This is a genomic window from Streptomyces erythrochromogenes (genome assembly GCF_040684695.1).
In the GTDB taxonomy this organism is placed as follows: domain Bacteria; phylum Actinomycetota; class Actinomycetes; order Streptomycetales; family Streptomycetaceae; genus Streptomyces; species Streptomyces erythrochromogenes_C.
This window is the reverse complement of the sequence record NZ_JBFBGM010000011.1, coordinates 180,805-207,268: the sequence shown is the minus strand read 5'-3', so window position 1 is coordinate 207,268 and position 26,464 is coordinate 180,805. Positions and strand designations below refer to the sequence as shown.

The 26,464-nt window shown below is 73.0% G+C and carries 25 protein-coding genes; 11 read left to right on the top strand and 14 right to left on the bottom strand.

The features are described from left to right. Positions 1-33 precede the first annotated feature (33 nt). The 10 genes from AB0O53_RS18900 to AB0O53_RS18855 all read right to left on the bottom strand — a co-directional run bounded on the left by AB0O53_RS18900 (position 34) and on the right by AB0O53_RS18855 (position 7,895). The gene (locus AB0O53_RS18900) at positions 34-420 is read right to left on the bottom strand and encodes a hypothetical protein (protein WP_350993410.1); all 387 of its coding nucleotides are present in this window, start codon (positions 418-420) and stop codon (positions 34-36) included. 339 nt (positions 421-759) lie between these two features. Continuing rightward, positions 760-1,677: a MurR/RpiR family transcriptional regulator gene (locus tag AB0O53_RS18895; protein ID WP_350993412.1), complete on the bottom strand. Its 918-nt coding sequence runs from the start codon at positions 1,675-1,677 to the stop codon at positions 760-762. 63 nt (positions 1,678-1,740) lie between these two features. Then, a complete protein-coding gene (locus AB0O53_RS18890; RefSeq protein ID WP_365196843.1) occupies positions 1,741-2,448 on the bottom strand; it encodes an NADPH-dependent FMN reductase in 708 nt (235 codons plus the stop codon). Between the two features lie 173 nt (positions 2,449-2,621). Further along, on the bottom strand, positions 2,622-2,963 hold the full coding sequence (locus tag AB0O53_RS18885) for a TcmI family type II polyketide cyclase (protein ID WP_350993416.1): 342 nt from the start codon (positions 2,961-2,963) through the stop codon (positions 2,622-2,624). A 20-nt stretch (positions 2,964-2,983) separates the two neighbouring features. Beyond that, entirely contained in the window at positions 2,984-3,463 is a 480-nt protein-coding gene (locus AB0O53_RS18880) for an SRPBCC family protein (protein ID WP_350993418.1), read from the bottom strand. 1 nt (position 3,464) lies between these two features. Then, positions 3,465-3,719 (bottom strand): acyl carrier protein, encoded by a 255-nt coding sequence (locus tag AB0O53_RS18875; protein WP_350993420.1) that lies wholly within the window; start codon positions 3,717-3,719, stop codon positions 3,465-3,467. 42 nt (positions 3,720-3,761) lie between these two features. Next, complete coding sequence (locus AB0O53_RS18870) at positions 3,762-5,000, bottom strand: beta-ketoacyl synthase N-terminal-like domain-containing protein (protein ID WP_350993422.1); 1,239 nt, start codon at positions 4,998-5,000, stop codon at positions 3,762-3,764. Then, a complete protein-coding gene (locus tag AB0O53_RS18865) occupies positions 4,997-6,268 on the bottom strand; it encodes a beta-ketoacyl-[acyl-carrier-protein] synthase family protein (RefSeq protein ID WP_350993424.1) in 1,272 nt (423 codons plus the stop codon). Before AB0O53_RS18865 ends, AB0O53_RS18870 begins: the two co-directional genes overlap by 4 nt. Continuing rightward, a complete protein-coding gene (locus AB0O53_RS18860) occupies positions 6,265-6,708 on the bottom strand; it encodes a cupin domain-containing protein (RefSeq protein ID WP_030965476.1) in 444 nt (147 codons plus the stop codon). The genes AB0O53_RS18865 and AB0O53_RS18860 overlap by 4 nt, the downstream gene beginning before the upstream one ends. Before the next feature lie 89 nt (positions 6,709-6,797). Further along, complete coding sequence (locus AB0O53_RS18855; RefSeq protein WP_350993426.1) at positions 6,798-7,895, bottom strand: SchA/CurD-like domain-containing protein; 1,098 nt, start codon at positions 7,893-7,895, stop codon at positions 6,798-6,800. Positions 7,896-8,169: 274 nt separating this feature from the next. Between AB0O53_RS18855 and AB0O53_RS18850 the strand changes: the two genes are divergently transcribed. Then, complete coding sequence (locus tag AB0O53_RS18850; protein WP_350993428.1) at positions 8,170-9,804, top strand: FAD-dependent oxidoreductase; 1,635 nt, start codon at positions 8,170-8,172, stop codon at positions 9,802-9,804. Between the two features lie 50 nt (positions 9,805-9,854). Here the strand turns inward: AB0O53_RS18850 and AB0O53_RS18845 are convergent, their stop codons facing one another. After that, on the bottom strand, positions 9,855-10,094 hold the full coding sequence (locus AB0O53_RS18845) for an acyl-CoA carboxylase epsilon subunit (protein WP_350993430.1): 240 nt from the start codon (positions 10,092-10,094) through the stop codon (positions 9,855-9,857). Between the two features lie 245 nt (positions 10,095-10,339). Here AB0O53_RS18845 and AB0O53_RS18840 point away from each other — a divergent pair, with 245 nt between their 5' ends. Continuing rightward, positions 10,340-10,558, top strand: coding sequence for a hypothetical protein (locus AB0O53_RS18840; protein ID WP_030818030.1), 219 nt, complete (start codon positions 10,340-10,342; stop codon positions 10,556-10,558). Between the two features lie 52 nt (positions 10,559-10,610). On the opposite strand, the gene AB0O53_RS18835 is transcribed toward AB0O53_RS18840, so the two are convergent. Together AB0O53_RS18835 and AB0O53_RS18830 are read right to left on the bottom strand one after the other, a co-directional pair. Further along, positions 10,611-11,198, bottom strand: coding sequence for a GNAT family N-acetyltransferase (locus tag AB0O53_RS18835; protein ID WP_365196834.1), 588 nt, complete (start codon positions 11,196-11,198; stop codon positions 10,611-10,613). 49 nt (positions 11,199-11,247) lie between these two features. Further along, positions 11,248-11,778, bottom strand: a complete 531-nt coding sequence (locus AB0O53_RS18830) for a MepB family protein (protein WP_350993434.1) — start codon at positions 11,776-11,778, stop codon at positions 11,248-11,250. A gap of 213 nt (positions 11,779-11,991) precedes the next feature. Here AB0O53_RS18830 and AB0O53_RS18825 point away from each other — a divergent pair, with 213 nt between their 5' ends. Beyond that, entirely contained in the window at positions 11,992-15,315 is a 3,324-nt protein-coding gene (locus AB0O53_RS18825) for a hypothetical protein (RefSeq protein ID WP_365196831.1), read from the top strand. Between the two features lie 191 nt (positions 15,316-15,506). Beyond that, positions 15,507-16,928 carry a glycoside hydrolase family 16 protein gene (locus AB0O53_RS18820; RefSeq protein WP_365196828.1) on the top strand — a complete coding sequence of 474 codons (1,422 nt, stop codon included), beginning with the start codon at positions 15,507-15,509 and terminating at the stop codon, positions 16,926-16,928. A gap of 157 nt (positions 16,929-17,085) precedes the next feature. Here AB0O53_RS18820 and AB0O53_RS18815 read toward each other — a convergent pair whose 3' ends face one another. Further along, positions 17,086-19,533, bottom strand: a complete 2,448-nt coding sequence (locus AB0O53_RS18815; RefSeq protein ID WP_365196825.1) for a SpoIIE family protein phosphatase — start codon at positions 19,531-19,533, stop codon at positions 17,086-17,088. Positions 19,534-19,674: 141 nt separating this feature from the next. Here AB0O53_RS18815 and AB0O53_RS18810 point away from each other — a divergent pair, with 141 nt between their 5' ends. The 7 genes from AB0O53_RS18810 to AB0O53_RS18780 all read left to right on the top strand — a co-directional run bounded on the left by AB0O53_RS18810 (position 19,675) and on the right by AB0O53_RS18780 (position 26,459). Continuing rightward, complete coding sequence (locus AB0O53_RS18810) at positions 19,675-20,511, top strand: class II glutamine amidotransferase (protein WP_350993446.1); 837 nt, start codon at positions 19,675-19,677, stop codon at positions 20,509-20,511. A gap of 244 nt (positions 20,512-20,755) precedes the next feature. Next, a complete protein-coding gene (locus tag AB0O53_RS18805; protein ID WP_350993448.1) occupies positions 20,756-21,844 on the top strand; it encodes a carboxylate-amine ligase in 1,089 nt (362 codons plus the stop codon). A gap of 102 nt (positions 21,845-21,946) precedes the next feature. After that, entirely contained in the window at positions 21,947-22,186 is a 240-nt protein-coding gene (locus AB0O53_RS18800) for a hypothetical protein (RefSeq protein ID WP_350993450.1), read from the top strand. A 9-nt stretch (positions 22,187-22,195) separates the two neighbouring features. Then, positions 22,196-22,819, top strand: a complete 624-nt coding sequence (locus AB0O53_RS18795; RefSeq protein WP_365196820.1) for a hypothetical protein — start codon at positions 22,196-22,198, stop codon at positions 22,817-22,819. Between the two features lie 29 nt (positions 22,820-22,848). Continuing rightward, complete coding sequence (locus AB0O53_RS18790; RefSeq protein WP_350993454.1) at positions 22,849-23,202, top strand: PRC-barrel domain-containing protein; 354 nt, start codon at positions 22,849-22,851, stop codon at positions 23,200-23,202. A 139-nt stretch (positions 23,203-23,341) separates the two neighbouring features. Next, entirely contained in the window at positions 23,342-24,385 is a 1,044-nt protein-coding gene (locus tag AB0O53_RS18785) for a LacI family DNA-binding transcriptional regulator (RefSeq protein WP_350993456.1), read from the top strand. Between the two features lie 268 nt (positions 24,386-24,653). Continuing rightward, positions 24,654-26,459 carry a galactose oxidase early set domain-containing protein gene (locus AB0O53_RS18780; RefSeq protein ID WP_365196815.1) on the top strand — a complete coding sequence of 602 codons (1,806 nt, stop codon included), beginning with the start codon at positions 24,654-24,656 and terminating at the stop codon, positions 26,457-26,459. Positions 26,460-26,464: the final 5 nt, after the last annotated feature.

Below are 26,464 nucleotides of genomic sequence, written 5' to 3'. Positions count from 1 at the left end.
CCCTTGCTGCCGTTGCCGTTCCGCGGCCGCCGGTCAGCGCCGGCGCTGGGCGGGGGTGCCCACCAGGAGCGCGTCCGAGACGAGCCGCGCGCCGCGGGCGAGGCGGCCCAGCTGCTCCAGCTCCAGGGCGTACATCCTGATCGAGTTCTCGATGACCGACTCGGCTATGCCCATCATGGGCAGTTCGGCGCGGCTGGTCTGCAGGGCCGCCCGCACCGCGCGCATCTCGTGCTGGAGCTGGAGCTGGACGTGCCGGGCGAGGAGCGCGTGGTGACGGGTCAGCGTCAGGTAGCCGCCGTAGCGGGCCGGGAGGAGGTCCCGCAGCCAGCGCGTGGCCGTGCGCTCCCAGTCGTGCGTACCGGGCGCCTTGACCTGCAGGGGCCAGTCCGGGCTGAGCGTAACCGTGGCCGTCTGGGGCATTCTCGTCACTTCCGAGGGGTGTCGAAGCTCTGATCGAGACGTTCTGTCGAGACGTTCTGAGGGGCGGCCTCGGCCCAGGGGTTGACCGAGGCCGCCATGGGCGCTCTGCGGGATCCGAAAGCCTGGACTCGCCCGCGGTCGCGACGTGAGGAGGAGGTTCGTCGTACCGCGGTGCGTTCGAGAGGACGTGGGGTCGTCCTCCTTGGCATCTTGGTGGATCAGGAGCGCCGTCGTCAGTAAACATATATACCGTCGAGTAAGCAAGCGTATGAAAAATTTCATGCACTTCGAAGGCTGAATATCGCCTGGTGAAGTCGGCGCGGAGGGCCTAAAGAACGTCTACAGGAAGAAGCCGTGCTGGTCGGCCACGTGCTCGTAGTCCTCCAGGCGGGCCTGGGTCCGCTCCGGATCCGCGTCCGCCATCGCCTGCAGCAGGGCCGCCGAGAGCATCCCTGGCGCCGCGTAGGAGTCGAACACCAGGCGGGAACCGGTCGCCGCCGTCAGGGCCACGTCGGCCTCGTCGACCAGGGGCCCGAGGGTGGGATCCGTGATCAGGACCACGCGCAGCCCCGTGCTGCGGGCCGCCCGGACGGCGGACAGGGTCTCCTTGGCGTGCCGCGGCATGGCGAACGCCAGCACCCAGGTCCCGCCGGCCGCCCGGGACTGCAGCAGCGCGTCGAAGGCGACGCTGCCGCCGCGGGTCACCAGGCGCACGTCGGGGTGGATGCGGCGGGCCGCGTAGGCGAAGTACTCCGCCAGGGAGACCGAGATGCGCAGCCCGAGGATCGTCAGCGGCACCGAGGCGGCCAGCTCACGCCCGATGTCCAGCACCTGGTTGGTGTCGGCGAGCAGCCGGCGCACGTTCTCCAGGTTCTCGATCTCCGCGTCGACGGCCGCCTGGAGTTCGTTGCGGCGGATCTGCTCGCGGGTGTCCGGGGCGCCGGCCACCGCGCTCAGCGCGATCGGCTGGAGCACGTCGCGCAGGGCGGGGTAGCCGCTGAAGCCGAGGGAGGACGCGAACCGGGTCACGGAGGGCTGGCTGACGCCCACCCGCTCGGCGAGCTCGGTGATCGACAGGAACGCGGCCTCGGTGAGGTGGTCGATCAGGTACTGGGCGATGCGCCGCTGGCCCGGGGACAGGCGGCGGCCGTCGAAGAGCGCGAGGAGCCGGTCGGCCGGAGGGCGGACCTCCGTGGCCGGCTGACCGCTCGGCGTGATCGCAGCCGCTTGTGCGCGTGCCTGCTGCCCCGATGACACCGGAGGGCCTCCTTCTCACGTCACTCGCGCCAAACATAGCTCACCCCCCGTGGCCGATGATGATCAGTCCTGGGCGCGGGAGGTCACCGCGGCGTCGGTGCGGTCGCCCAGGAACTCGTACCAGCGGCGCTGCAGGCACAGGTAGCGGGTGTCCGCCTCGACGAGGTCGAGGAAGGAGCCGATCGTCGCGCCGAGCCGCTCGCCGAGGTCCGGGTCGGTCAGGGCGCCCTCCTCGGTGAAGGCGTGGTGGGCGCCCGCCAGGCTGAACATGTCGGGGTACACGCGGGCGCCGAGGTGTTCGAGGGGGACGCGCAGGGCCCACAGTCCGCGGTTGCCGCCGACCATCGAGGGCGAGGCCGAGACCAGCAGGGTCTGCTTGTCCTTGAAGGGCTGCGGACGGTAGCGGGAGACCCAGTCGACGGCGTTCTTCAGGACTCCCGGCACGGAGGCGTTGTACTCGGGCGAGGCGATGATCAGTGCCTGCGCGGCCTCGATCCGCCGGCACAGCGCCAGGGCGCCCTCCGGCAGCCCCTCGCCGGCCTCGGCGTCTCCGTCGTAGTGCGGCATGGGGAAGTCGCGGAGCGTGACGGATTCCGGGACGGCCCCGGCCTCGCGCACCATCGCGGCGACGAGGGCCGCGAGCCGGACGTTGACCGAGCCGGTGCGGGAGGATCCGGACAGCACGAGCACGCGCAGCGAGGTGCGCGGGTGCTCGCCGTCGTGCGGGCGGCCGGGATCCGCCGGGAAGTGGTCGGTGTCGGTCGGGTTCATGCCGTCTCCTGCTCCTCTGCGTCTGCGCTGCGCGACTGCTCTGCCGCTCGGCTGCTGCGCCGCTCGACCGCTGTGCTGCCCGGCCGCTGTGCCGCTCCGCCCCTCCCCGTGGCGGGCCCACGCGCGGCGGGACCCGCACACGCCGGTGTGCGGGTCCCGTCCGGGCCGCCGGGTCACTTCGCGCCGGGGTTCTCCCAGCGGTAGAACTCGTGGGCCATGGCGTCCTTCGGGCTGCGCCAGGTGTCCGGGTCGTGGGGGCTGACGTACGCCGTGAGGCGCTCGCTCAGCATCCGGAACTCCGGGTGTTCGGTGACCTTGGCGATGGCCGGGCCGGGCGGCCGGTCCGCCTCGATGAAGTGCATGTAGACGTCGCCGAACTGGAAGAGGCTCCGGCGTGTGACCCCTACCAGGCGCGGCAGTTCACCCGCGTCCGAGTCCGCGAAGAGCTCGGCGATGTCGGGGCCCGATCCCGGCGCCATGCGGGCGACGATCAGAGCGCGGTGCGTGTCGTTCATCCGACTGCTTGCCTCTCGTTTCAGTGACGGCCGGCGGCCGGGGCACGGCCCTCGCGTTCGCGCTGCTCGATCTTGTCGCGGATGAGCGCCATCTGGATCGGGGAGTTGCGGTTGATGTTGTCGGTCATCCAGGCGTCGTCCACGGGTGCCTCGGGCTTCATCGCGAAGTCCTGGGTCCACTTCATCCGGGTGCCGCCGGGCACCTCGAAGTACTGCCAGTGGATGTCCATGTGGGCGAAGGGGCCCGTCTCCACGCGCCGGGCGCGGACCGTGAGGCCCTGGCGGTCGACGGTGCGTTCCGAGACCCAGCTCCACACCGTGCCGTTCTCGTCGGGGTGCATGGTCAGGCGGAAGGTGGTGGTGTCGCCCTCCTGCTCTAGGATCTCCAGCGAGGAGTACTCGCTGAACAGCTGCGGCCAGCTGGGGAGATCGTTGGTCATCTCCCACACGAGCGCCACGGGCGCGTTGACGGTGATCTCGTTCTCGGTGTGTCCTGGCATGTCAGGCTCCGGTCATCAGGCTGTGGTTGACGAGGTCGAGGAATTCCCCGGGGGTCTTGCAGCGGTCGGCGTCGGTGGGCAGGGCCCGTCCGCGCCGGTTCTCCAGCTCACCGACGATGCCGAGCAGGCCCAGCGAGTCGAGGCCGTACTCGTCGAAGGAGGAGTCCGGACGGCTCGCCATGTCGGTGGGGTCGACGGTGATGCCGGCGGTCTTCATCAGGGCCGCCAGTTCCTCCACGGTCAGTCGGTCGGACATGTGTGTGCTCCCTTCCTGTGGGGACCGCTCGGGTCCGGCGGACTAGGAGTCCGCCGGGGAGCCCTTGCGGACGACGAGCGCGGAGTTGGATCCCATCCGCCCGCGGCTGAGCACGAGCGCGGTGCGCAGTTCCGCCGGCCGGGCGCTGCCCGTCACCACGTCGAGGTCGTGGCACACGTCGTAGACGTTCGGGGTCGGCGGGACGACGCCGTGCTCCAGGGCCAGGACCGCGGCGGCGGTGTCGAGCGCGGGAGCCGCGCAGTAGGCCCGGCCGGTACCGGACTTGGGCGCCGTGACCGGCACCTTCCGTCCGTGGTCGCCCAGGGCGCGGAGGATCGCGGCCGCTTCGGCGGCGTCCGCCTCCGGGGTCCCGAGGGCGTCGGCGAAGACCACGTCGACGTCCTCGGGGGCGCAGCCGGCCTCCCGGAGGGCGCCGCGGACCGCGTGGGCCAGTCCCTCGCCCGCCGGGTCGGGCCGGCGGGTGCCGCTGAAGGTCGCGGCGTGCCCGGCCACCACCGCGCGTACGGTGGCGCCGCGGCGGCGGGCCTCGTCCGCGTCCTCGACGACGAACATCGCGCCGCCCTCCGCGGGGACGTAGCCGCAGGCCTGGTCGGTGAACGGCCGGTAGGCGCGCTCCGGGTCGTCCCGCAGGCTCAGTCCCTCGTACTCCAGCTGGCAGACGATGGAGTACGGCGCGAGGGGCGCCTCCGTCGCTCCGACCAGCATGGCCCGGCTGCCCCGGTGGATCGCCCGGTCGGCGTGCGCGAAGGCGTCGAGCCCGCCCGCCTCGTCGCTGCAGACGACCCCGCAGGGCCCCTTCAGCCCGCGGCGGATGGAGATCTGGCCGGTGCTCGCGGCGTAGAACCAGGCGATGGACTGGTACGGGCCGACGAACCGCGGCCCCTGCTCCCAGAGGTGCTGCAGTTCGCGCTGGCCGAACTCGCCGCCGCCCGAGCCGGCCGCGGTGACGACGCCGAAGGAGAACGGGTCGTCCTCGTAGTCGGCCCGGCCGAGCCGGGCGTCCTCCAGGGCGAGGTCGGCCGCGGCGAGGGCGTGGTGGGTGAACCGGTCGGTCTGGACGAGGAACTTGTCCTCGACCAGGGATCCCGGGTCGAAGCCCCGGACCTCGCCCGCGACGCGCAGCGGCAGGTGTTCGCAGCCCGACCTGGTGACGCGGTCCAGGACGCTGACGCCGGACTGGGTCGCCTTCCAGAAGGCGTCGGCGCCGACGCCGTTGGGCGCGACGACCCCGATGCCCGTGATGACCGTACGGCTGGTCACGAGACCACCTCCTTCGGCCGGGTCATGACCACGGCGGACTGGAAGCCGCCGAAGCCGCTGCCCACGGAGAGCACGCTGCGCAGTTTCCGGTCCCGGGCGACCTTGGGCACGTAGTCCAGGTCGCATTCGGGGTCGGGCGTCTCGTAGTTGGCGGTCGGCGGCACCACCTGGTGGACCATGGCGAGGACGCAGGCCGCGAGTTCGATGGCCCCGATGGCGCCGAGGGAGTGCCCCACCATGGACTTGATGGAGGTCATCGGCGTCTTGTAGGCGTGGTCGCCCAGGACCTTCTTGACCGCCGCGGTCTCGTGGCGGTCGTTCTGCTTGGTGCCGGAGCCGTGCGCGTTGACGTAGTCGATCTCGTCGGCGGCGATCCCGGCCTGGGCGAGGGCGGTTTCGATGGCGCGGGCCATCTCCAGGCCCTCGGTGGTCAGCCCGGTCATGTGGTGGGCGTTGCCGAAGGTGGCGTAGCCGCCGATCTCGCAGTAGACGGTCGCACCGCGGGCGCGGGCGTGTTCCAGCTCTTCGAGGACGAGGACGGCGCCGCCCTCGCCGAGGACGAACCCGTCCCGGTCGGCGTCGAACGGACGGGAGGCGTGGGCCGGGTCGTCGTTGTTCGGCGAGGTCGCCTTGATGGCGTCGAAGCAGGCCACGGTGATCGGCGATATCGGCGAGTCCGAGGCTCCGGCGATGCACACGTCCATCCGGCCCTCCGCGATGGCGTGCACGGCGTACCCGATGGCGTCGAGTCCGGAGGTGCAGCCGGTGGAGACGGTCTGGACGGGACCGCGTGCTCCCGTCTGCTCCGCGACGGCGGAGGCGAGGGTGGCCGGCGTGAACGCCCGGTGCAGGTGCGGGCCGGCCAGTTTGTGGTCCACGTCCCACCAGGAGCCGGACTGGCTGACGGCGACGTAGTCGTGCTCCAGACGGGTGGTGCCGCCGACGGCGGTGCCGAGGGAGACACCGGTGCGCCAGGCCTCGTCCGAGGTGAGGTCGAGTCCGGCGTCGCGCACCGCCTCGCGGGCGGCGACCAGGGCGAACTGGATGTACCGGTCCGCGCGGGCCGCCTCCTCGTCGTCGAGGCCGTGGGCGGCGGGGTCGAAGTCGACCTCCGCGGCTATCCGGGAGCGGAAGCCCTTCGGGTCGAAGAGGCTGATGGCGCGCGTCGCCGTACGGCCGTTGGCCAGCAGGTCCCAGAAGTCGCGGACGCCGATACCACCGGGCGCGACGACGCCCACTCCGGTGACGGCCACCCGCCGGCGGGTCACGAGACCGCTCCTGTACGGTCCGGCGGCTGCTCCCATGCGGTTCCCTCCGGGTTCGGCGCCTGTTCGGTGTCCACGTGTCCCAGCTCGGGGCGCGGGGCGAGGGGTCCGAGGTGGAAGACCATGCGCGCCTCGGTGTCGCCGACGTTGCGGAAGCGGTGCCGGGTGTTCAGGGGGACGAGCAGCCCCTGGTCGGTGCGCAGGGGGTGGGGCTCCCCGTCGAGGTCGACCTCCAGCCGGCCGCTGACCACGTACACGAACTCCTCGGAGTACGGGTGGTAGTGCTCGGCGATGGACTCTCCGGGGGCCATGATGGCCAGGCCCATGAAGCCGCTGGTCGAACCCACCGAGGTCGGGGTGAGTACGGCCCTCAGGTCGCCACCGCGGCGGCGGTTGGGCGGCGTCTCGCTCAGGTCCACGATGCGTGGGCGCTGTTGGGTCATGGTGGGTGCCTCCTGGCGTGTGGGGAGAGCCTCGACGGAGATCGGGGTGGGGGGTCGGGGGTGGGGTGGGGCCTGACGGCCCCGGGGGATCAGGACTGCGCGGGTGCCCGGCGGTCGGTGATGAGGTTCATGGTGTGGTGCGTGGAGCGGGCCCGCCCGCCGGGCGCGACCGTCAGGCGGTCGAGCACCGCGGCCTTGCGGGGGCCCGAGACGCCGTAGACGGTCTCGGGGTCGGCCTCCAGCGGGCCGCGCACGTCGATCAGCCGGACGACGATGTCGTCGCGCTGGAAGATGCTGCTGCTCCGAACGGGGCTCGTGGGCCGGTGCGCGGCCGCCTCGTCCTGGCGGGCGAGGAACCTGGCGAGCGCCTGGCCGCAGCCGGGCTTCGCCGGGTAGTAGATCGCGTGCCGCTGCACCTCGGCGGACTCGGGCTCCGGGGCGGCGATGTGGTGGACGGCCGGGACGGCGGCGCGCATGAAGAACATGCGGGCCGATTCCGGGTCGCCGAGGTCGCGGTCCTGTTCGAGGTAGGGGTTGATGGCCTCCTCGACGGCGCGCACCTCGGGCTGTTCCGAGACGTGCCGCAGGGCTGCCATCAGGTCGCCCTGTACCTCGACCGTGCGCACCACCCGGTTGCCGTGCATGAACAGCGAGGTGCGGCACAGGCGGGTGTGGTCGTCGACGCGGGCCGCCGGGGAGGCGTAGCTGGAGAGGATGGCCGCGACGTCCTTCTCGCTGCCCGGCTTGACCGTGAAGGTCAGGGCGTGGCGCACGATGCCGGCGCCCAGGCGGGGCGTGGGCTGCAGGCGTGCCGTGGAGGGGCGGGACGCCTGGTCGTAGCCGCGGCCGGTCTCGCGCAGCACGGTGAACTTGAGCGGGCGCATGGACCGCGCGCACGCGCCGAGCGGGCGTACCTGTTCGGCGTGGTACTCGCTGTTGACCCAGGCGAGGTACTGCGGGGCGCTCTCCCACTCGCTGGTGATGAGCCACTGCGAGGGGTTCTCGAAGGACTGGCACAGCTGGTCGCTGATGTGGCCCGGGACCGACGCGATGTCGTTGCGGAGCTTTTCGTACGCCTCGAAGAACCGCTGCTGGGTCCCCTCGTGGAGGTCCATCAGAAGGACGACCCGGAGCATGGAGCCGTCGAAGGCTGACTGCGACACCCGTTCGGACAGGGTGGTTGTCATCTACTCACTCCTTCATGAGGGGGTGGAGATCCATCGCGTACGGACCCCTCGTCCGTCACCGGTGGCGTCCGCCCGGGCCGGCGGCCGCCTCACCGGGCAGGGACAGGCCGGCGCGTCCGGGGGGAGCCGCTGTCGCTCATCGTCATCCGGGTAGGGGCGTACCGCTACATGTCGGGATCAAGCGGGTGACAACCGGCGAATCAACTGGGCCTCATCCCGGATCGGGGGCATAAAGAGTCCACTCCCCCACACAGAAAACAGGAGCCCGCAGCTGATGGAAGACAACGCCGATGTTCGCGTACCGGTTCTCGTCGTGGGCGGCTCTCTCGTGGGCCTGTCCACCTCGCTGTTCCTGAGCCGCCACGGAGTGAGGCACCTGCTGGTCGAGAAGCACTCGGGTACCTCCCCGCACCCGCGCGGCCGTGGCATCAACGCCCGGACGATGGAGCTGTACCGCACGGCAGGGGCGGAGAGCGCGATCCGCCGGGCGGCGTCCGTACTGGAGGGCATTCAGGGCATTCTGCAGGCGTACTCGCTGACCGACGCCGCCGACCACAACTGGCTCATCAAGTCCATCGACCCGTCCGGCGCACTGGCGCGCTTCAGCCCGACGCAGTGGTGCCTGTGCAGCCAGAACAACATCGAGCCGGTGCTGGCCGAGCAGAGCCGGGCGCAGGGCGCCGACATCCGCTTCGGCAATGAGCTGATGAGCTTCGACCAGGACTCCACCGGGGTGAACGCCGTGGTGAAGGACCGCACGACGGGCGAGCACATCACGGTGCGCGCGGACTTCCTGATCGCGGCGGACGGGCCGCGCAGCCCCGTCCGCGAGCAGCTGCGGATCCCCCAGACGGGCAACGGCGAGCTGTTCCACAACGTGAGCGTCACCTTCCGCTCGGAGCGGCTGGTGAAGGTGCTGGGCGACCTGCGCTTCATCGTCTGCTACCTGATGCGCCCGGGTGCCGACGGGGCGCTGCTGCCGGTGGACAACGACACCCAGTGGGTCTTCCACGCCCCCTGGCACCCCGACCAGGGCGAAACCCTGGAGGACTTCACCGACGAGCGGTGTGTGGACCAGATCCGCGAGGCGGTCGGCGTACCCGATCTGGACGTGGAGATCGGCGGCAAGGCGCCGTGGCACGCGGCCGAACGGGTGGCCGAGCGGTATTCGTCCGGACGGGTGTTCCTGGCCGGGGACGCCGCCCACGAGATGTCGCCCACCGGGGCCTTCGGCTCCAACACGGGCATCCAGGACGCGCACAACCTGGCGTGGAAGATCGCCGCGGTGCTGAACGGTTCGGCGGGCATCGGGCTGCTGGACACCTACCAGGCCGAGCGGCTTCCGGTGGCCAGGGCCACGAGCGAGCGGGCGTCGGCCCGTTCGGCCGAACACAGCCACCCGGGGTACGCGCCCCCGCCCACCATGGGCGGCGGGCCGGGCAGCGGCGTCCTCACCACGGCGATGGCCTACTGCTACACGCAGGGCGCGCTCGTCGGCGGCGACCCGGACCGGCCCGTCATCCCGGAGACGCTGCAGGCGATGGGCGACACCGGCACCCGGGCTCCGCACCTGTGGCTGACCCGGGCCGGTGAGCGGATCTCCACCCTGGACCTGTACGAGCGTTCCTTCGTGCTGCTCAGCGGCGCGGGTACGCCGTGGCAGGCGGCCGCGGAACAGGTGGCCCGGCAGCTGGGGGTGCGGCTCGACGCGTACACGATCGGCTCCGGGCCGGGTGCGGACCTGGTCCCGCAGGGCGGCGCCCCCTGGACCGAGGTCCACCGGCTCGGCGCCGACGGGGCCGTGCTCGTACGCCCGGACGGGTTCGTGGCCTGGCGCTCGGAAGGCGCCGCGGCCGATCCCGCGGCGGCCTTGCGCGAGGTTCTCTCGACGGTGCTGCGCCGGGCGTGACCACCCACTGCCCCCGTCCGCCGGCCGTGCGCGCGGCCGGCGGACGGGGTTCAGCGGCAGGTCCAGCAGCCTGCCCAGCAGCCGGTGTCGGGGTGGACGGCACGGCGGCGGCCGGAGCCGCCGCCGGGCCCCTTCCCGGCGCCGCCCGTCGCGCCGCGGTCACGGTCACGGTCGGGGGAGGTCCGGTTCGCGTAACAAGCGACGACGACCGCGATCGCGGCCAGTTCCTCCGGGGCGGCGACGCCCCTCTCCACACGCAGCAGGCTCGCTATCGGAACATCGTTCGACATCGGCACGGCCTCTCTCACGGGGGCTGCGCGTGCGCCCTGTCGCGTCGCGAGGGGCTGACCGGCTCGGCATCGACGCGGGCGGCACACGGGTGGCTCGGCGCGCCGACGGGACGTGTTCCGCGTGCGCGAACCGGCCTGTGGGGTCCTGTCGGATCCGGGGGACCCCTGTCGCGACCGACGGTACAAGCGCCCGGCGGACGCGGCACGCCGAGCCCGGCGCGCCCGCCGCGCCCGGCGGGGCGACCGTGAAGGGCCACCAGCCCCTGCTCTGCCGGGGGTGCGCCGGCCACCTGTACGCCGTCTGCACGACGGACCACACGGGCGGCAACAAGGTCGGGCAGTGGGAGGTCGACCACGAGATGCCCGTGTCGTGCCCGCTGGCGGGGCTGTTGCCGCTGACCGGGCGGGGGGTCTCCGTCCACGACCTGCCCGGTGCCGAGGAGGTGCTGGGTCCGCCCCGTTGAAGTCCGGCGGACTGGGCCGGACGGGTGAGTTCCGTCCGGCCCGGTCCGCCGCTCAGCCCTCCCGGGGGGCGGCGGCGGTCCCCGCGCTCCTCGCCCTCCACCGGTCCGCCGTCATCCGCCAGATGACGTCGGTCCCCGACTCGCCGGGCGTGAGCGGTCCTTCGGGTGCCGGTACGCGCTCGACCTCGGTGAATCCCGAGCGCCGGGCGACGGCCCCGCTGGCGCGGTTCGCCGCGTCGTGGTGGATCTCGATGTGGTCGATGCCGTCCAGTCGGAACCCCGCGTCGACGAGGCCCGCGACGGCCATGGTGACCAGGCCCCGTCCGGTCCGGGCGGGGTGGATCCAGTAGCCGATCTCCAGGCCGCCCGCTCCGATGCGGCGCATGAGGCTGCAGCTGCCGATCACTTCGGCGTCCGAGGTGATCGCGTAGCTGAAGTCCTGCCCGGTCTCCCACTTCTCGTGGCTCCTGGCCAGGTATTCGGCGGTCTGCGCTCTGCCGGGGTCGGCGGCCCAGGGCAACCACGGCACGAGATGGTCCCGTGACTCGTGGATCGCCCGCTCCAGGGCGTCGAGATCGCCGGCGCGCCACCGGCGCAGGTCGACGTGGTCCGAACGGATGCTTTCGGCGGGCTTTTCCATGCACCGGATGCTCGCCCGGCCCGGCAGCCCGCGGCAACGCATTAAGCCGTCAGGGGCGGCCCGCCCCGGGGTGGTACAGCGCGTACGCACGGGACATGTCGACCGGCTCGTCGCCGGACAGCCGCAGGAAGTACTCCACCTGCCAGGCCTGCGTGGCGCGGGCCTGACGGCTGGTGGTGCTCACCCAGGGCGGGTAGACGCGGAAGGCCCGCTTTCCGCCGGAGCCGTCCGTCGAGACGATGTTCCGCTCGCGCAGCACCTCCCGCGGGAACACGAACTGCCCGAAGTCCTCGCCCTCACAGGCGCTGATGACGAACAGGTCGACGGGATCCGCGGCGTCGAAGGGCTGGATCGGCCCGCCCGGGGACCTCTTCCACACCGTGACGAACTGGCCGGCCTTGGTCGGGGTCGTCCTGGCCGTACGGAACCTGACCGCGAGGCCGTCCAGGGTGAACCCGCACGCCCCGTAGTCGGCGCTCTCCGCCTCGGGCACCGGCGGCGAGCAGGTGAAACCGCCCGGGTCGTACGCCAGCTCCTTGGCCCGCAGCAGGTCGCCCGGGGCTTCGCGTTCCATCGCCATGTCCTCCATCCTGCCAGATCTCGAACGCATGAACGAATTCGCGTGCCCTCCCCTGGGAACTCGTGTGCGACCGAGTGATCACCGTTGGTATGCTCCGTCGCGATCGGAGGGGGGCCGATCATGACGAGCCAGGCCGACCGGCCCGCGAGAGCGGCTGCCCGGGGCCGGCTCGCGCGTCCCCCTCTCCCCGTGTTCACCCAGGAGAGGGTGGTTGTGGAACCGACCGCACTACGAACGTCACGCCCGCGCCGGGGGCTCGGAGCCGCCGCGCTGGCCCTGGTCACCGGTGCCGCACTGCTGGCGGCCGCCCCAGCCGGGGCGGCCGCCGCCGCGGCTCCCGCCGGCGCCCCCGCCGCGGCACCCGCCGAGCTCGTGCTGCCCGCCGCCCCGCGCGGCCTCCCCGCCCGGAACCCGCTCTTCGTGGCCGGCGACACCGGCCTCCTGCACGCCCGGGAGGGCAGCGACCGGCTGCTATGGACCCGGTACGACACCGGCGCCACCACCGACACCGGCCTGCGCCTGCCCGCCCCGGTCAGTGCGGACCTCGACCAGGGCCGGCCGTCGCGCGGTCACAACGGAGCCCCCGACCACCGCTACGGAACCTCCTCCGACACGGTCGCCGTCCCCACGGCGGCCACGGCGCAGGCACCGGCCAAGGTCGACCTGTTCGACCTGGCCACCGGGAAGCCGGCCGCACTGGGCACCGTCACCATCCCCGCCGGACAGAGCTACTCGGGGACGTACGGACGTACCGTGCTGACCTTCGAGGGCACCGACTCCGCGGTCACCGGCTGGTTCCTGAACCGGCTGGACGGCGGTTCCACGGTCCGCACCAAGGTGGCGCTGCCGGCCGACGCCGCCCTCGCGCCCTCCGTGCACGACGGCGACCAGGACTCGCTGATCCTGCGTCACCGCCTCGACGACCTCAGCCACTCCGTCCTGGTGGACGTCGCCACCGGGCGGACCACCGCGCTGCCGGACGAGGGACAGTTCGAGTTCACGCACAGCTTCCGGCTGGCGAAGGGCAAGGTGCTGCGCACCGACGACCGGAACATGGTCGACGCACTCGACCGGGCGCAGCCGCAGACCGTGCTGAGCTCCACCTACCTCAACCCGGTCTCGGGCGAACTGCGGATGCTCGGCGACTGGTTGATCGGCACCGACACCGTCGCGGGAACCTCCGGCGACGACCGCGGACGCCCGCTGCACTTCACGCCCGTCGGTTCGGACTCCGGAGTCGTGAAGTTCCTGCTGGAGTTCGCCGACTCCCAGCTGCTGCCCGCACCGGACGGCTCGCTCTTCGCGATCGGCAGCCCCAAGGCCCCCCAGTACGGCAGCCAGCCCGAGGTGACGGTCCGGCGGCTCACCGTGGCCGGCGACGCCGAGCCGCAGGCCACCACGCTGACGGAGGTCCCCGCGGCGCCGGCCACCGTCTTCGGCCTCTCGATCGGCGGCGGCGTGCTCACCACCGCCTCGGACACCGTCCAGTTCCAGCCGGGCGACATCACCGGCGCGTACCGCAGCTACCGGATCTCGAACGACCCGACGCCGGTCAAGACCTTCGAGTACCTCGACGGAACCCACGCCATCAGCGACTGCTCCAGCCACGGCGCCGGGTGCGTCGGTCTGCGCTCGACCGGCGACGACCGGTACCTGGAGTACAACCCAGTGCAGCGGGAGGCCGCGGTCATCCGCAAGGCCGGCAACCGCGACTGGGCGGGCACCGTCCCCACCGGCAAGGTCGACGGCCTGCGGACCGCGGACGCCGCGGGCCGCTACGTCGCGCTCGCGCAGACCGCGTACGGCAACCTGACCTCCAACCACCAGGTGGTCATCGGCGATCTCGACGCCCGCGCCCAGGTGTTCACCACCCAGGCGACCGGTGTTGCGGTCCAGGGCGACACGCTCTGGCTCTCGCGGCAGAACGACAGGACCGTCTACGCCAGTGACATCAAGGGCGAGACGGACCGCGGCACCTTCACCACCCCGTGCCCGGCCACGCTGCTGGAGGCCGTCGGACGCTACGTCGCCTGGGCCTGCCAGGACGATCAGGGCACGGTGCGCACCAGCGGCGTGTACGACACCACGACCCGCCAGACCCTCTCGGTGCCGGTGATGAGCAAGGACTGGACCAACAGCGTCTGGGGCCGGGAGTCGCTGCTCGGCGACGGCTACCTGGTCCGCCAGGACCTGGCCACCGGCAAGCTGCTGCTGCTCGACTTCCACGACGGCATCAAGGCCTCGGGCGGGGAGGACACGGTACAGGTCCGCACCCTCGCCCAGGGCGCGGAGTGGAAGCGCCAGCGCCACGCGAACCGCTCCTGGGCGGTGGACCGTACCGGGTCGAACATCGTGTGGACCGACGCGGACGGGCAGCGCGTCCACGTGGCCAACAACGGCATCCCGGCCGCACAGGCCGGCGACCGCTTCACCACGCTGTCCCCGGCGCGGCTGCTGGACACCCGGGCGGGCCTCGGCCGGGCCGGCACGGCCCCGGTCGCGGCCGGCGGCGAGGTGTCGCTGCAGGTCGCGGGCCGGGCGGGGGTACCGCAGTCCGGGGCCAAGGCCGTCGTGCTGAACGTGACCGTCACCGACCCGAAGTCCGACGGGCACCTGACCGTCTGGCCCTCGGGCACCACCCGCCCCGACTCCTCCAACCTCAACTGGACGACCGGGCGGACCGTGCCGAACCAGGTCGTGGTCCCGGTCGGCGCCGACGGCAGGGTCAACCTGCGCAACGCGGGCTGGGGCACGGCACACCTGATCGCCGACGTCTTCGGCTACTACTCCGCCGACGCCTCGGGCAGCACCTTCACGGCGGCGGGCCCGGCCCGTCTGCTGGACTCCCGTACCGCGGTGGGACGGCCCGGCACCACCCCGGTGCCGGCCCGCAGCGAGGTGACGCTCCAGGTCGCGGGCCGCGGCGGTGTGCCGCAGTCCGGGGTCAAGGCCGTCGTGCTGAACGTGACCGTCACCGACCCCAAGGACGACGGGCACCTGACGGTGTGGCCGTCCGGCGCCGCCCGCCCCGACTCCTCCAGCCTCAACTGGACGGCGGGCCAGACCGTGCCCAACCACGTGGTGGTCCCGGTCGGTCCGGACGGGACGGTGAAGCTGTTCAACGCGAGCTGGGGCACCACCCACCTGATCGCCGACGTGTTCGGCTACTACTCCGACGACGCGGCCGGTGCCGGCTTCCACGCCGCCGGGCCCCGGCGCGTCCTGGACACCCGGACCTCCGGTGCGGTCCCCGCACGCGGAAGCACCGTGCTCGACCTCTCCGGAAACCGTGAACTCGGCCGGGCCAAGGCGGTCGTGCTGAACGTGACCGTGACCGATCCGAAGTCCGACGGGCACCTGACCGTCTGGCCCTCGGGCACCACCCGCCCCGACTCCTCCAACCTCAACTGGACGGCCGGGCGGACCGTCGCGAACCTCGTCACGGTGCCGGTCGGCGCCGACGGCAAGGTGGAGATCGCCAACCTCGGCTGGGGATCCGCCCACGTCGTCGTCGACCTCTTCGGGCACCTGGGCTGACCGGCCCCTCTCCCCGTGTCACCGTCTCCCCGCCGGGTCGTACCCGGCGGGGAGACGCGTGTCGCGGCTCTTGACGGTGGCGGGGGCGCGGAGCACAGTGGCCACCGTTCTGAGAGCGCTCTCAGAACGGTGGACCAGGCTCTGCTTCCCCCCGCACCCGCGCCTCGGCGCGCGCTTCAGAGAGGGCACCCATGCGCGAGACATCCGGCAGGAAACGAGCGGTGTTACGGCGGGCCGTGCTGGCCGCGATCGGTACGACCGCCCTGGTGGCGGCCGCCGCCGCGGGCGTCGTGCTCCCCGCCAGTGCCGCGGCTCCCGCCGCTCCGGCGGGCTGGTCCCAGGTGTTCCTGGACGAGTTCGACGGCCCCGCCGGCTCCGGGGTGGACACCGCCGACTGGCAGTACACCACGGGCACCAGCTACCCGGGCGGTCCCGCCAACTTCGGGACCGGCGAGATCGAGACGATGACCGCCGACCCCGCCAACGTGTCCCTCGACGGCGCGGGCCACCTGCGCATCACCCCCCGGCGGGACGCCGCGGGCCGGTGGACGTCCGGTCGCGTCGAAACCCGGCGTGGCGATTTCCAGCCCCCGGCGGGCGGCATCCTGCGCACCGAGGCCCGCATCCAGATGCCGAACGTCACGGGTCCGGCCGCCAAGGGCTACTGGCCCGCCTTCTGGATGCTGGGCACTCCCTACCGCGGGAACTGGTGGAACTGGCCGGGCGTCGGCGAGATCGACATCATGGAGAACGTCCAGGGCCTCAACACCGTCTGGGCGACCGTGCACTGCGGCACCAGCCCGGGCGGTCCGTGCAACGAGACGTCCGGCATCGGCGGCCAACGCGTGTGCCCCGGTGCCACCTGCCAGGCCGGTTTCCACACCTACGCCGTCGAGTGGGACCGCTCGACCGCGGTCGAGCAGATGCGCTTCTCCGTCGACGGCTTCACCTTCCACACCGTACGGGCCGATCAGGTCGACGCGACGACCTGGACCAACGCCACCGACCACGGCTACTTCATCATCCTCAACGTCGCCATGGGCGGCGGCTTCCCCGACGCCTTCGGCGGCGGACCCGACGCCGGCACCGAACCGGGCCACGCCATGGTCGTCGACCACGTCTCCGTCCTGCGGTCCACGGGCGGCACGACGCCGCCCACCACTCCCCCGACCACGCCACCCACCACCCCGCCGTCCGGCAACCGCGACGCGTACGCCGCGATCCAGGCCGAGTCCTACGACGGCCAGTCGGGGGTGGCCGAGGAGGCTTCCGCGGACACGGGCGGCGGCCGGAACCTCGCGGCCCTCGGCAACGGCGACTGGGCCCTGTTCCGGGGCGTGGACTTCGGCTCCGTCCCGGCGCGGCAGTTCCACGGCCGGGTCGCGAGCGGGGCCGCGGGCGGGGTCAGCGGGCTCGTCGAGGTACGGCTCGACAGCCGTACCTCGCCCCCGGTCGGCAGCTTCTCCGTCGCGAACACCGGCGGTTGGCAGAGCTGGCGCACGATCCCGGCGAACATCACCGCGGTCACGGGCACGCACGACGTCTACCTGACCTTCACCAGCGGCCAGCCGGCCGACTTCGTGAACGTCAACTGGTTCGACTTCGGCCACTGACCGAATACCTGCTCGCGGGCGCGGCCGGCGCGCCGGCCGACGCCGCGTCCGCGAAGACGGCGTCGAAGTCGGCGTCGATGCCCGGGCGTTCGCCGATCCGGCGGGTGGTCGGGGGCCCGATCACGGCGACCTGCGGAGCCGGACGTCCCGGACGGGGTCACGCCTCGTCCGGGACGTGGACGTCCAGGACGCAGATGTCGTCCCGGTTGGCCAGGCGCCGGCCCGCCAGCGTGCGGGCCAGCTCCTCGTCGAGGCCGTCCCGCAGCAGCCTCAGGGCGTCCTCGGCCAGCCGGTCCAGTCCGAGGTCGATGTCCTCGCCCGGTTCCTCCACGAGCCCGTCGGTGTAGAGCAGCAGGCGGTCGCCGGGCAGGAGGTCGATGACGGCCTGGCGGTAGACGGAGTCGGGGGCGGCGCCCAGGAGGCAGCCGTCGGGCTGCGGGAGGAACCTCGCACGGCCGCCGCGGAGCAGCAGGGGCGGCAGGTGTCCGGCCCGCGCCCAGGTCAGGCGCCGGCCGTCGGGCTGGTACCGCCCGATGACCATCGTGGCCGTCGCGGTCGGCTCCGAATCCGTGTGCAGGAGGAGGTTGTTGAGGCGGCGCAGGACGTCGACGAGGGGTGATCCGGTGATGGCCATGCCCTTCGCGGTGAACCTCAGCTGGGCCATCGTGCCGACGGCCGCGAGGCCGTGGCCGGCGACGTCCCCGACGACGAAGAGCGCGCTCTTGTCGGGCAGTTCGATGGCGCTGTACCAGTCGCCGCCGACGTTGACCCCGCTGTCGGCGGGCGTGCACGCCACGCCGACGCACAGGCCCGCGAGTTCCAGGGACTGCTCGGGGATCGGCAGCAGGGTCGACTGGAGCCGGGCGGCGAGGGCCCGTTCGGCCTGGAGCATGCCTCGCTGGACGAGGACGGCCCGTTCGCTCTCGCGCAGCGCGAGTTCGGCGTCGCGCAGGGCCGTGACGTCCTGGAAGAAGCCGTGGACCTCGACCGGGGTGCCGTTGGCGTCGGTCTGCGCCTCCACGACGATCCGCAGGTGCCGTACGCCGTCCGCGGTGGTGATCCGGAAGGGCTGGTCCAGGGCATGTCCGAGGCCCAGGAGCCGTCGGACGGCACCGCCGAGCCTCGCCTGGTCCTCCGGCAGCACGTGGCGGGGCAGTTCCTCCAGGCCGATCGGGCCCAGGGCGGCCTCGCGGTCGAAGATGGCGTAGACCTGGTCGGACCAGACGACATGATCCGTCGTCAGGTGCCAGTCGGCCCATCCCAGGTTGCCCAGCCGCTGCATGTCGGCCAGCCTGCGGATCTCCCGCTCGCTGGTGTCGTGCCGGATCCAGGAGACGAGCAGGCGTCCGCCCAGACGGGTGGCCCGGACGGAGTAGACGGACTCCTGGGGGAATCCGGCGCCCACCTCCTGGTACCGGAAGGGCTCGCCCTCGTAGACCGCGCCGGAGGCGAGCGCGTCCTGGTAGCCCTCCCACAGGGCGGTGCCCGCCACGGTGGGGTAGGTCTCCAGGACCTTCCGGCCGATGAGTTCCTTGCCCCGGCGTCCGGTCACGTCGACCGACTCCGGCGCCGCCGCGTCGATCCGGTAGTCCTCGGTCTCCCCCGTGGCCGAACGCAGCGGGGTGAGCAGGACGGCGGGGCCGGACAGCACGTCCAGGATCCGCTGGACCTGTTCCACGTCGTCGGGGGCCGCGGCGCCCCCGGACCCGCCGCCCTCGGACCCGCCGTCGTCGGGCCGGCCGGCGGCGCGCAGCAGCCCGCCGCACAGCCGCACGGCCTTGCGCAGCAGGGTCCGCGTGCCGGGGTCGAAGGGGCCGGGCCGGGTGCGCAGGAACCCCACGGCGGCCCGTGCGATCCCGTCGGACGGTACGGGGATCCAGGCGCGGGAGGGCCACCGCTCGGGCGGGTTGCCGATGAGCAGGTAGCGGCGCGCGTCGTGCACCGGGTCCTCCAGCCACACCGGGTGCCGCGCGGCGATGGCCTCCAGGGCGGCGACTCCGCTGAGCGGCGGAACGTGGCTCCACTGGTCGGCCAGCTCATGGTCGACGCCGGCGTGTCCCGTCAGTTCCAGGCTGCCCGCGGCCGTCACCGTGTAGATCATCACGGCGTCCACACCGACCGCCTCGGCGAGCACGGCCCGCAGCAGCTCGGCGACGTCCCCCTCGTCGCCCGCCTCGGCCAGGCACTCCGCGATGCGGGCCAGCAGCGGGCGCAGCCCGTCCTCCTCCGGCGGGCCGTCGCAGGGGCCCGCGGAGCCGGTGGCAGGCTGCTGCCGGGCCGGGAGCCGGTCCGGGGCGGGCGGCGGGGACGGGTCGGCCGGGGAGGCGGGGGGCGGGCCTGGCCGGATCCGGCCCAGGGCGAGCCAGCACTCCTCCATGAGGGTGCTGCCGCGCCGGGCGGCGCGCTCCAGCAGTCGTTCGTAGGCCGCGTCGTCGGAGATCCCCGTCTGGGCCATCAGGACGCCCTTGGCCCGCTCCAGCACGGCCGTGGACGCGGCGACGCCCTCCAGGTCGGCGATCTCCGATCGCAGCCTGGACACCACCTTGGCCAGCGCGAGCACCTCGGGTGAGGCACCGTCGTCGGGGGGCACGACGTCGTGCGTCATACCTTGAGGATGGCACGGCGCCCCGCGTGCCCGCGTCCGGCTGCCGGGGGCCCGGCGGGCGCGCGGCGCGCCCGCCGTCCCGCGGGAAGGGCGCCGCCCGCGGAGTTACGCTCGGAGCAGGCCGCGAAAGGGATGGTGCGCATGTGTCGGTGGCTCGCCTACTCGGGGACGCCCGTGCTGCTCGACACCGTGCTCTACCGCCCCGAGCACTCACTGATCAACCAGAGCCTGCGGTCCCGGCTGGGTGTGGAGTCGACCAACGGCGACGGCTTCGGGCTCGGCTGGTACAGCGCGGACGGCAACGGCACGCCCGCGGTCTTCCGTGACATCGGGCCCGCCTGGAACAACCGCAACCTCCAGGAGCTCGCCGCGCACGTCCGCTCGCCGCTGTTCTTCGCGCACGTACGGGCCTCGACCGGCTCGGCGATCCAGCAGACGAACTGCCATCCGTTCCGGCACGGGCGCTGGCTGTGGATGCACAACGGGGCGATCGGGGACTTCCACCGGCTCCAGCGGGATCTGTGCATGGCGGTCGACCCGGCCCTGTTCGCGTGCATCGAGGGGTCCACGGACTCGGAGGTGATGTTCTACCTCGCGGTCACCTACGGCCTCGACCAGGACCCCCCGGGTGCGGTGGCGAGGATGGCCGGGCTCGTGGAACGGCTCGGCAAGGAGCACGGGGTGGCGGAGCCGCTGCAGATGACGGTGGCGGTGAGCGACGGCGAGCGCGTGTGGGCCTTCCGGTACTCCAGCCAGGGCAGGTCGCGCTCCCTGTACTACAGCAGCCGGGCCGACACGGTCCGGCACCTCTATCCGGAGATCGACTACCTCAGGGAGGTGTCGGACGACACGCGCATCGTGGTCTCCGAGCCGCTGGGAGACCTCCCGGGCGTGTGGAACGAGCTCCCGGAGAGCAGCTACGCGGTCGTCCCGTCCGGCCGGGACGTGGACTACCTCCCCTTCATTCCGGAACTCTAGCCCCGGCCGTGCCCCCGGGTGAGGAGTGCTCCGGTGGGTAGGGGCAGCACGGAGGAGGCCTTGGAAGGACGGCACCACCGCCTCGGTCGAGCCGGTCGCGGACCGGTGGCCGGCGGCGCCCACCCTCACCGAGAGGACCCCCATGTCACTGGCCGTGCACACGTCGGCGCCCCGTCACGGGAGCCGGACCCCCGCGCCCTTCGGACCGGGAGGTACCTGCTCCGCCGCGGCCACCGTGCCGACCATGGGCGTGGAGGAGGAGTTCCTGCTCGTCGACCGTCGCAGCAGGGCTCCGGTGGGCCGCGCGGCAGGGGTCATCGCGGCGGCCTCGGGCCGGCTCGGGCCACTGGTCCAGCCGGAGTTCTTCACCGCGCAGGTCGAATCGTGCACGGGCCCCACGTCGAGCACGGCCGTGCTGCGGGCCGAGCTGGCGTGGCTGCGGGCCGAGCTGGTCCGGGCGGCGCAGGCACAGGACTGCCTGCTCGTCGGCACCGGTACGCCGGTGATCCCGCCGGAGCATCCGCTGACCATCACCCCGGACGACCGCTACCGGCGGATGGCGGTCCGTTTCGCCTCGGCCGTGGCGGGCCGCGACCAGCCGGTGTGCGGGTGCCACGTGCACATCGGCGTGTCCTCCCGGGCGCAGGCGCTGGACCTGGCCAACCGGCTCCGGCCGTGGCTGCCCACGCTGCAGGCCCTCAGCGCGAACTCCCCCTTCGACCGCGGCAGGGACACCGGGCACGCCAGCTGGCGGGCGGTCGAACACGCCCGGTGGCCCACGGTGGGGCCGGCCCCCTTCCTGGACGAGGCCTCGTACGAGCGCATCGCCCACGATCTGGTGCAGTGCGGGGCCCTGCTGGACCGGCGGATGATCTATTGGTACGCCCGCCCGTCCGAGCACGTGCCGACGCTGGAGATTCGCGTCGCCGACGTGAACGCCCGCCTCGACACGGTCGTCCTGCTGGCGTCGCTCCTGCGGGGGCTGGCCGGGGTGCTGCTGCCGGAGCGCGACGATGGCAGGCCGCCGCCTTTCCTCGAGTGCGGACGGCTGCGGGAGGCCCACCGGCTCGCGGCCCTGCACGGGCTGCGGGGCGGCGAGGGCCTCGATCCGGTCGGCGGGGCGTACGTGCCGGCGTGGGAGATGCTGGACCGGCTGCGCGAGCGGGCCGGACCGGGGCTCGCCGCGGCCGGCGACCTGCACCTGGTGGACACGCTGCTGGACCGGCTGCGTACGGAGGGCGGCGGGGCGGCCCGTCAGCGCGCCGCCCGTGACCGGCGCGGAAGGCTGACCGACGTGGTCGACAGCCTGGCGATGACGACGGCGGCCGCGTGAGCGCGGTGCCGCGTGCGAAGAGGGTTTCCCAGGTTTCCCGTCCCCGCGGCCGGGCACGCGCCCCGGGTGAGGGGAGGCTCCGGGAACACGAGAGGAGCTGTCATGGACGACCAGGGCGGAGCGGGCGGAGTACCGCTGCACCACGGCGACGAGGACCGGCACCGGGCACCGCACGCCGGGCCGCGCGCCGGGAAGAAGGGCAAGGAGGACGGCACCACGCGGGCCGCGGACACCGACGAGGCGAGCCGCCTCGACCGGCCTGCGGAGTCCGGGCCCGGCCGGGACACCCGCTGGACGGGACCGGACGAGGCACGGCGCGCCGCGCCCCGGCGGGCTCCCTGAGGAGGCGGAGTGAACCCGAGCCGCGGCCGGAGCCGCAAGCGGAGCCACAGGCCCCCCACGGGCCGTGCCCCGACTTTCCTGGCCATCTACCTCAACGACCACCTGACCGGTGCGAACGGCGGCGTGGAGCTGCTCCGCCGGGCCGCCCGGGCCCACCGGGGCGCAGCCCTCGGCAGTTCCCTGGAGTCGCTGGCCGAGCAGGTGGCGCAGGACCGGGCGAGCCTGCGCACCGTGATGGCCGATCTCGACGTACCCGTGATGCGGACGAGCGCCGCCCTCGGCCGGTTCGCCGAGAGGGTGGGCTGGCTGAAACCCAACGGACGGATCCTGTCCCGCTCCCCGCTCAGCGACGTCCTGGAACTCGAAGCGCTGCGCATGGGCGTGGAGGGCAAGGCGGCCTGCTGGCGTTCGCTGCGCAGCCTGGCCCGCACCGACCCGCGGATCGACACCTCCCTGATCGAGGAGCTCATCCGCCGGGCCGAGCAGCAGATGCGTGCCCTGGAGGCCATGCGCAGTGCCTGCGCGTCACAGCTGTTCGCCCGCGAGGCGCGCGGCCGGGCCGTGACCCCGCACTCCGCGGAGGCCGTACGGCTACGGGCCCTGCGCGGTCTGCCCGGGCCGAGCCCCACCTGACCCCGCCCCCGTACAGAGAGGCGAGAGCCGTGAGCGAGAAGGACATCTGGGGATACCGCGACGACGCCGGCCACCACAGCGGCATCGATCTCGTCGGCTACAAGGTCGAGGCGACCGACGGCCACATCGGAAAGGTCGACAGGCACTCCGCCGACTTCCAGGCCTCCCACATCGTCGTCGACACGGGCGTCTGGATCTTCGGCAAACACGTGCTCCTGCCGGCCGGTGTCGTCGAGCGCATCGACACGGCCGAGGAGAAGGTCTTCCTCAACCTGACGAAGGAGCAGATCAAGAACGCGCCGGACTACGACGAGGCCAAGTACGCGGGCGAGCCGAACTTCATGGACCGCTTCGGCCACTACTACGGCCAGTCCCACATGTAGCGGGTGTGCACGGGGTCGGGCGGGGCGGCGGTGCCGCCGGAACGCACGCCGCCGCCCACCTGACCTCACACCGTACGTTGATCACCCGTTACCCTTCTGTTCGGCGAGGCCACCGCCTGTGGATCATGGAGGAAATCACGTGCCCGAACCGCGTTCCGGCAGCCGTCCCACCCTGGAGGCCGTCGCGGCGCTCGCGGGCGTGTCGAGGGCCACGGTCTCCCGTGTGGTCAACGGCGGCGACGGTGTCCGCCCGCATCTCGCGGACCGGGTGCAGACGGCCATCCAGGAGCTGGGATACATCCCGAACCACGCGGCGCGCACGCTGGTCACCCGGCGCACCGGCGCCGTCGCGGTGATCATCCCCGAGCCCGAGGCCCGGATCTTCTCGGACCCCTTCTTCTCCCGTCAGATACGCGGTATCAGCAAGGAGTTGACGGCGCACGACACCCAGCTGGTGCTGCTGCTGGTGGAGGACCTCTGCGACTACGACCGCATCGAGCGGTACCTGGCCGGCGGCCATGTCGACGGGGCGCTCGCCTTCTCCCTGCACACCGACGATCCGCTGCCCGCCATCGCCAGTCGTATTGGCATGCCCATGGTGTACGGCGGCCGCCCCGGCTGGACCGCCGGGCCGGGCGAGGACGACAGGGTGACGTACGTCGACGCCGACAACCGCGGGGGCGCCCGGGACGCCGTACGGCACCTGCTCGCGCAGGGGCGGCGGCGGATCGCGCACATCTGCGGTCCCCTCGACCAGACTTCGGCGGCCGACCGGCTCAGCGGCTACCACGACGTGCTCCCGTCCGGGGAGCCCGAGCTGGTCTCCGTCGGGGACTTCACCGCGGCGGGCGGGGCCCGCGCGATGGCCGAACTCCTGGACCGGGACCCCTCGATCGACGCGGTGTTCGCCGGCAACGACCTGATGGCGACGGGCGCGCTGCGCGTGCTGCGGGAGCGCGGCCGGGCGGTTCCGGCCGAGGTGGCGGTGGTCGGCTTCGACGACGCCGAACCGGTGGCGGAGAGCGCCGACCCGCCGCTGACGACGGTGCGTCAGGACATCGAGGGCATGGGCCGGATGATGGCACGGCTGCTGATGGAGCGGCTGGCCGACGGCCGCGAGGGCCGGACCGCCCCGGGCCCGGTGATAACCGAGACGGCCCTGGTGCAGCGCGCGTCGGGCTGACGCGGGGCCTTCGACCGGGGGTGTGCACGACGAGGGACAGCAGGCAGTTCTTGCGGCCTTCGACGGCCGAGACGATTCACCGCAGAAACGATAAACCGCATGATATCCACCCGCCGAACGGCCTCAAGAGGCCTTCGGCGGGCCCCGGTCGCGCCGGGTCGCAGCCACGCGGACATGCCCTTTGTCCTAATATCTCCGAGATCCTTCAGGCCACCAGCGGGTTCCGGAGCCGGCCTCGGCTCCGGGCCCTCCTGCGGTGAGGAGTCCCATGTCCCGCGCACCACGGTCCGCCGTCCTGTCGGTGCTGGCCCTGGCGGCCGCCCTGGCCGTCCCGACGGCCGGGCCGCCCGCTCCGGCCCGGGCCGCGGTCCACCACACCGGCGACGAGGCCGCCGTGCTCGGCGAGGAGCACGCCCGCGCCCATGCGCGGCTGCGCCGGGCCGCCGAGGGCACCCGGGGCTACCCGCAGTCGAGGCGGACGGCGAGCCTGGCCTCGCTGGAGGAGTCCCAGCGCAGGACCAACGCCCGTTTCGACGCCGCCCGGTTCGGCCGCTTCACGCAGTTCTTCCCCTCCCCCGACTTCGGCGTCCACGTGGCCCTGCTGCCCACGGGCAAGGTGCTGCTGTTCTCCTTCGAGCGCGTGGAGGCCGACCCCACCAAGGAGACCGGGCCGACGAACACCGTCGGCCGGACCAACGCGGGCCGCGCCTGGCTCTGGGACCCCGCCGCGGGGACCGGGGCCCGGGCCTTCCGGAACGTGCCGCCACCCGTGGTGCTGGTGCCCGACGGCACCTACTCCCCGCGCCCGGCGCCGTTCTTCTGCGCCGGGCACTCCTACCTGCCCAACGGGATGGTCGGGGTCTTCGGGGGCAACGTCGGCGGCAAGGGCGGCAGCGGCGCCAGACTGTCCTTCGTCTTCGACCCGTGGACCGAGAAGTGGTTCCGCAACCGCGACATGGCCGTCGGCCGCTGGTACCCCTCCGTCGTGACCGGGGCGGACGGCCGGCAGATCATCATGTCCGGCCAGTCCGAGCGCGGTACGGGCACCCCCACCCCGGTGGTGGAGCGGTTCCCCGCGCTCGGGCACCGCGTGCCCTGGCGGCCGTACGACATCCCGGCCGGCGTCCCCGCCGAGCGGCTCCGTTCGGACGCCCCCTTCCGCAACGACTACCCGCACCTCTTCTCGCTGCGCGACGGGATGGTCTACGGCCTCGGCCGCGACGCCGACCAGCAGTGGCTCTTCGACCCCGTCAAGGACGTGCGCAGCGACCTGCCTCGGCGGCCCGCCGACTTCCGGGGCTACGGCTCGGCCGTGCCGCTGCCGGCCGGCTTCCGGGGCCCGGACTCCGTCCTGGTCCTCGGGGGCGACCCGCGCGACCCGCACACCTACCGGCTGTCCGGCGGACGCTGGACGACCGAGGAGCCCAGGGCCTTCGGCCGCACCCAGGACGGCACCCTGATCCTGCCGGACGGCACGCTGCTCACCGTGAACGGAGCCCTGGACACCCGGGACTACGGCCACGGCCCGTTCAATCCGGAGGCCGACCTGAAGTACCGGCAGATCGAGGTGCGCGACGCGCGCGGCCGCTGGACGCCGGGACCGGCCCAGCGGCTGCCCCGCGGCTACCACTCCAACGCCCTGGTCCTGCCGGACGGCCGGATGATGGTCACCGGCGACGAACTCCAGCAGATCGCCAACGATCCCGACATCGCGGACGGGATGGACGGGAGCATCGAGCTCTACGAGCCCGCCTATCTGCACCGCGGCGCCCGCCCCGCGCTCGACCGGGTCCCGGCGGGCGACCTCCGGTACAACACGGCCTTCCAGGTCTCCAGCTCGACGGCGAAGGACGTGAAGCGCGCCGTCCTGCTGGCGCCGACGACGGTCACGCATTCGGTGAACACCAGCCAGCGCCACCTGGACCTGCGGCTCACCGATGTCCGGGGCGACCGGATCGGGCTGCGCACCCCGCCAACGGCGGCCGACGCCCCGCCGGGGTACTACATGCTCTTCCTGCTCGACGCGAAGGGCGTCCCCAGCACGGCGAAGTGGGTCAAGCTCGGCACCCGCTGACCCGG

Excerpts from the sequence above, each read along its gene's own strand:
- AB0O53_RS18880 (WP_350993418.1), bottom strand. The coding sequence starts at position 3,463 with ATGCCAGGACACACCGAGAACGAGATCACCGTCAACGCGCCCGTGGCG.
- AB0O53_RS18855 (WP_350993426.1), bottom strand. The coding sequence starts at position 7,895 with ATGACAACCACCCTGTCCGAACGGGTGTCGCAGTCAGCCTTCGACGGC.
- AB0O53_RS18780 (WP_365196815.1), top strand. The coding sequence starts at position 24,654 with ATGTCCCGCGCACCACGGTCCGCCGTCCTGTCGGTGCTGGCCCTGGCG.
- AB0O53_RS18875 (WP_350993420.1), bottom strand. The coding sequence starts at position 3,719 with ATGTCCGACCGACTGACCGTGGAGGAACTGGCGGCCCTGATGAAGACC.
- AB0O53_RS18800 (WP_350993450.1), top strand. The coding sequence starts at position 21,947 with ATGGACGACCAGGGCGGAGCGGGCGGAGTACCGCTGCACCACGGCGAC.
- AB0O53_RS18830 (WP_350993434.1), bottom strand. The coding sequence starts at position 11,778 with ATGGCGATGGAACGCGAAGCCCCGGGCGACCTGCTGCGGGCCAAGGAG.
- AB0O53_RS18845 (WP_350993430.1), bottom strand. The coding sequence starts at position 10,094 with ATGTCGAACGATGTTCCGATAGCGAGCCTGCTGCGTGTGGAGAGGGGC.
- AB0O53_RS18850 (WP_350993428.1), top strand. The coding sequence starts at position 8,170 with ATGGAAGACAACGCCGATGTTCGCGTACCGGTTCTCGTCGTGGGCGGC.
- AB0O53_RS18810 (WP_350993446.1), top strand. The coding sequence starts at position 19,675 with ATGTGTCGGTGGCTCGCCTACTCGGGGACGCCCGTGCTGCTCGACACC.
- AB0O53_RS18885 (WP_350993416.1), bottom strand. The coding sequence starts at position 2,963 with ATGAACGACACGCACCGCGCTCTGATCGTCGCCCGCATGGCGCCGGGA.
- AB0O53_RS18890 (WP_365196843.1), bottom strand. The coding sequence starts at position 2,448 with ATGAACCCGACCGACACCGACCACTTCCCGGCGGATCCCGGCCGCCCG.
- AB0O53_RS18860 (WP_030965476.1), bottom strand. The coding sequence starts at position 6,708 with ATGACCCAACAGCGCCCACGCATCGTGGACCTGAGCGAGACGCCGCCC.
- AB0O53_RS18805 (WP_350993448.1), top strand. The coding sequence starts at position 20,756 with ATGGGCGTGGAGGAGGAGTTCCTGCTCGTCGACCGTCGCAGCAGGGCT.
- AB0O53_RS18820 (WP_365196828.1), top strand. The coding sequence starts at position 15,507 with ATGCGCGAGACATCCGGCAGGAAACGAGCGGTGTTACGGCGGGCCGTG.
- AB0O53_RS18900 (WP_350993410.1), bottom strand. The coding sequence starts at position 420 with ATGCCCCAGACGGCCACGGTTACGCTCAGCCCGGACTGGCCCCTGCAG.
- AB0O53_RS18815 (WP_365196825.1), bottom strand. The coding sequence starts at position 19,533 with ATGACGCACGACGTCGTGCCCCCCGACGACGGTGCCTCACCCGAGGTG.
- AB0O53_RS18835 (WP_365196834.1), bottom strand. The coding sequence starts at position 11,198 with ATGGAAAAGCCCGCCGAAAGCATCCGTTCGGACCACGTCGACCTGCGC.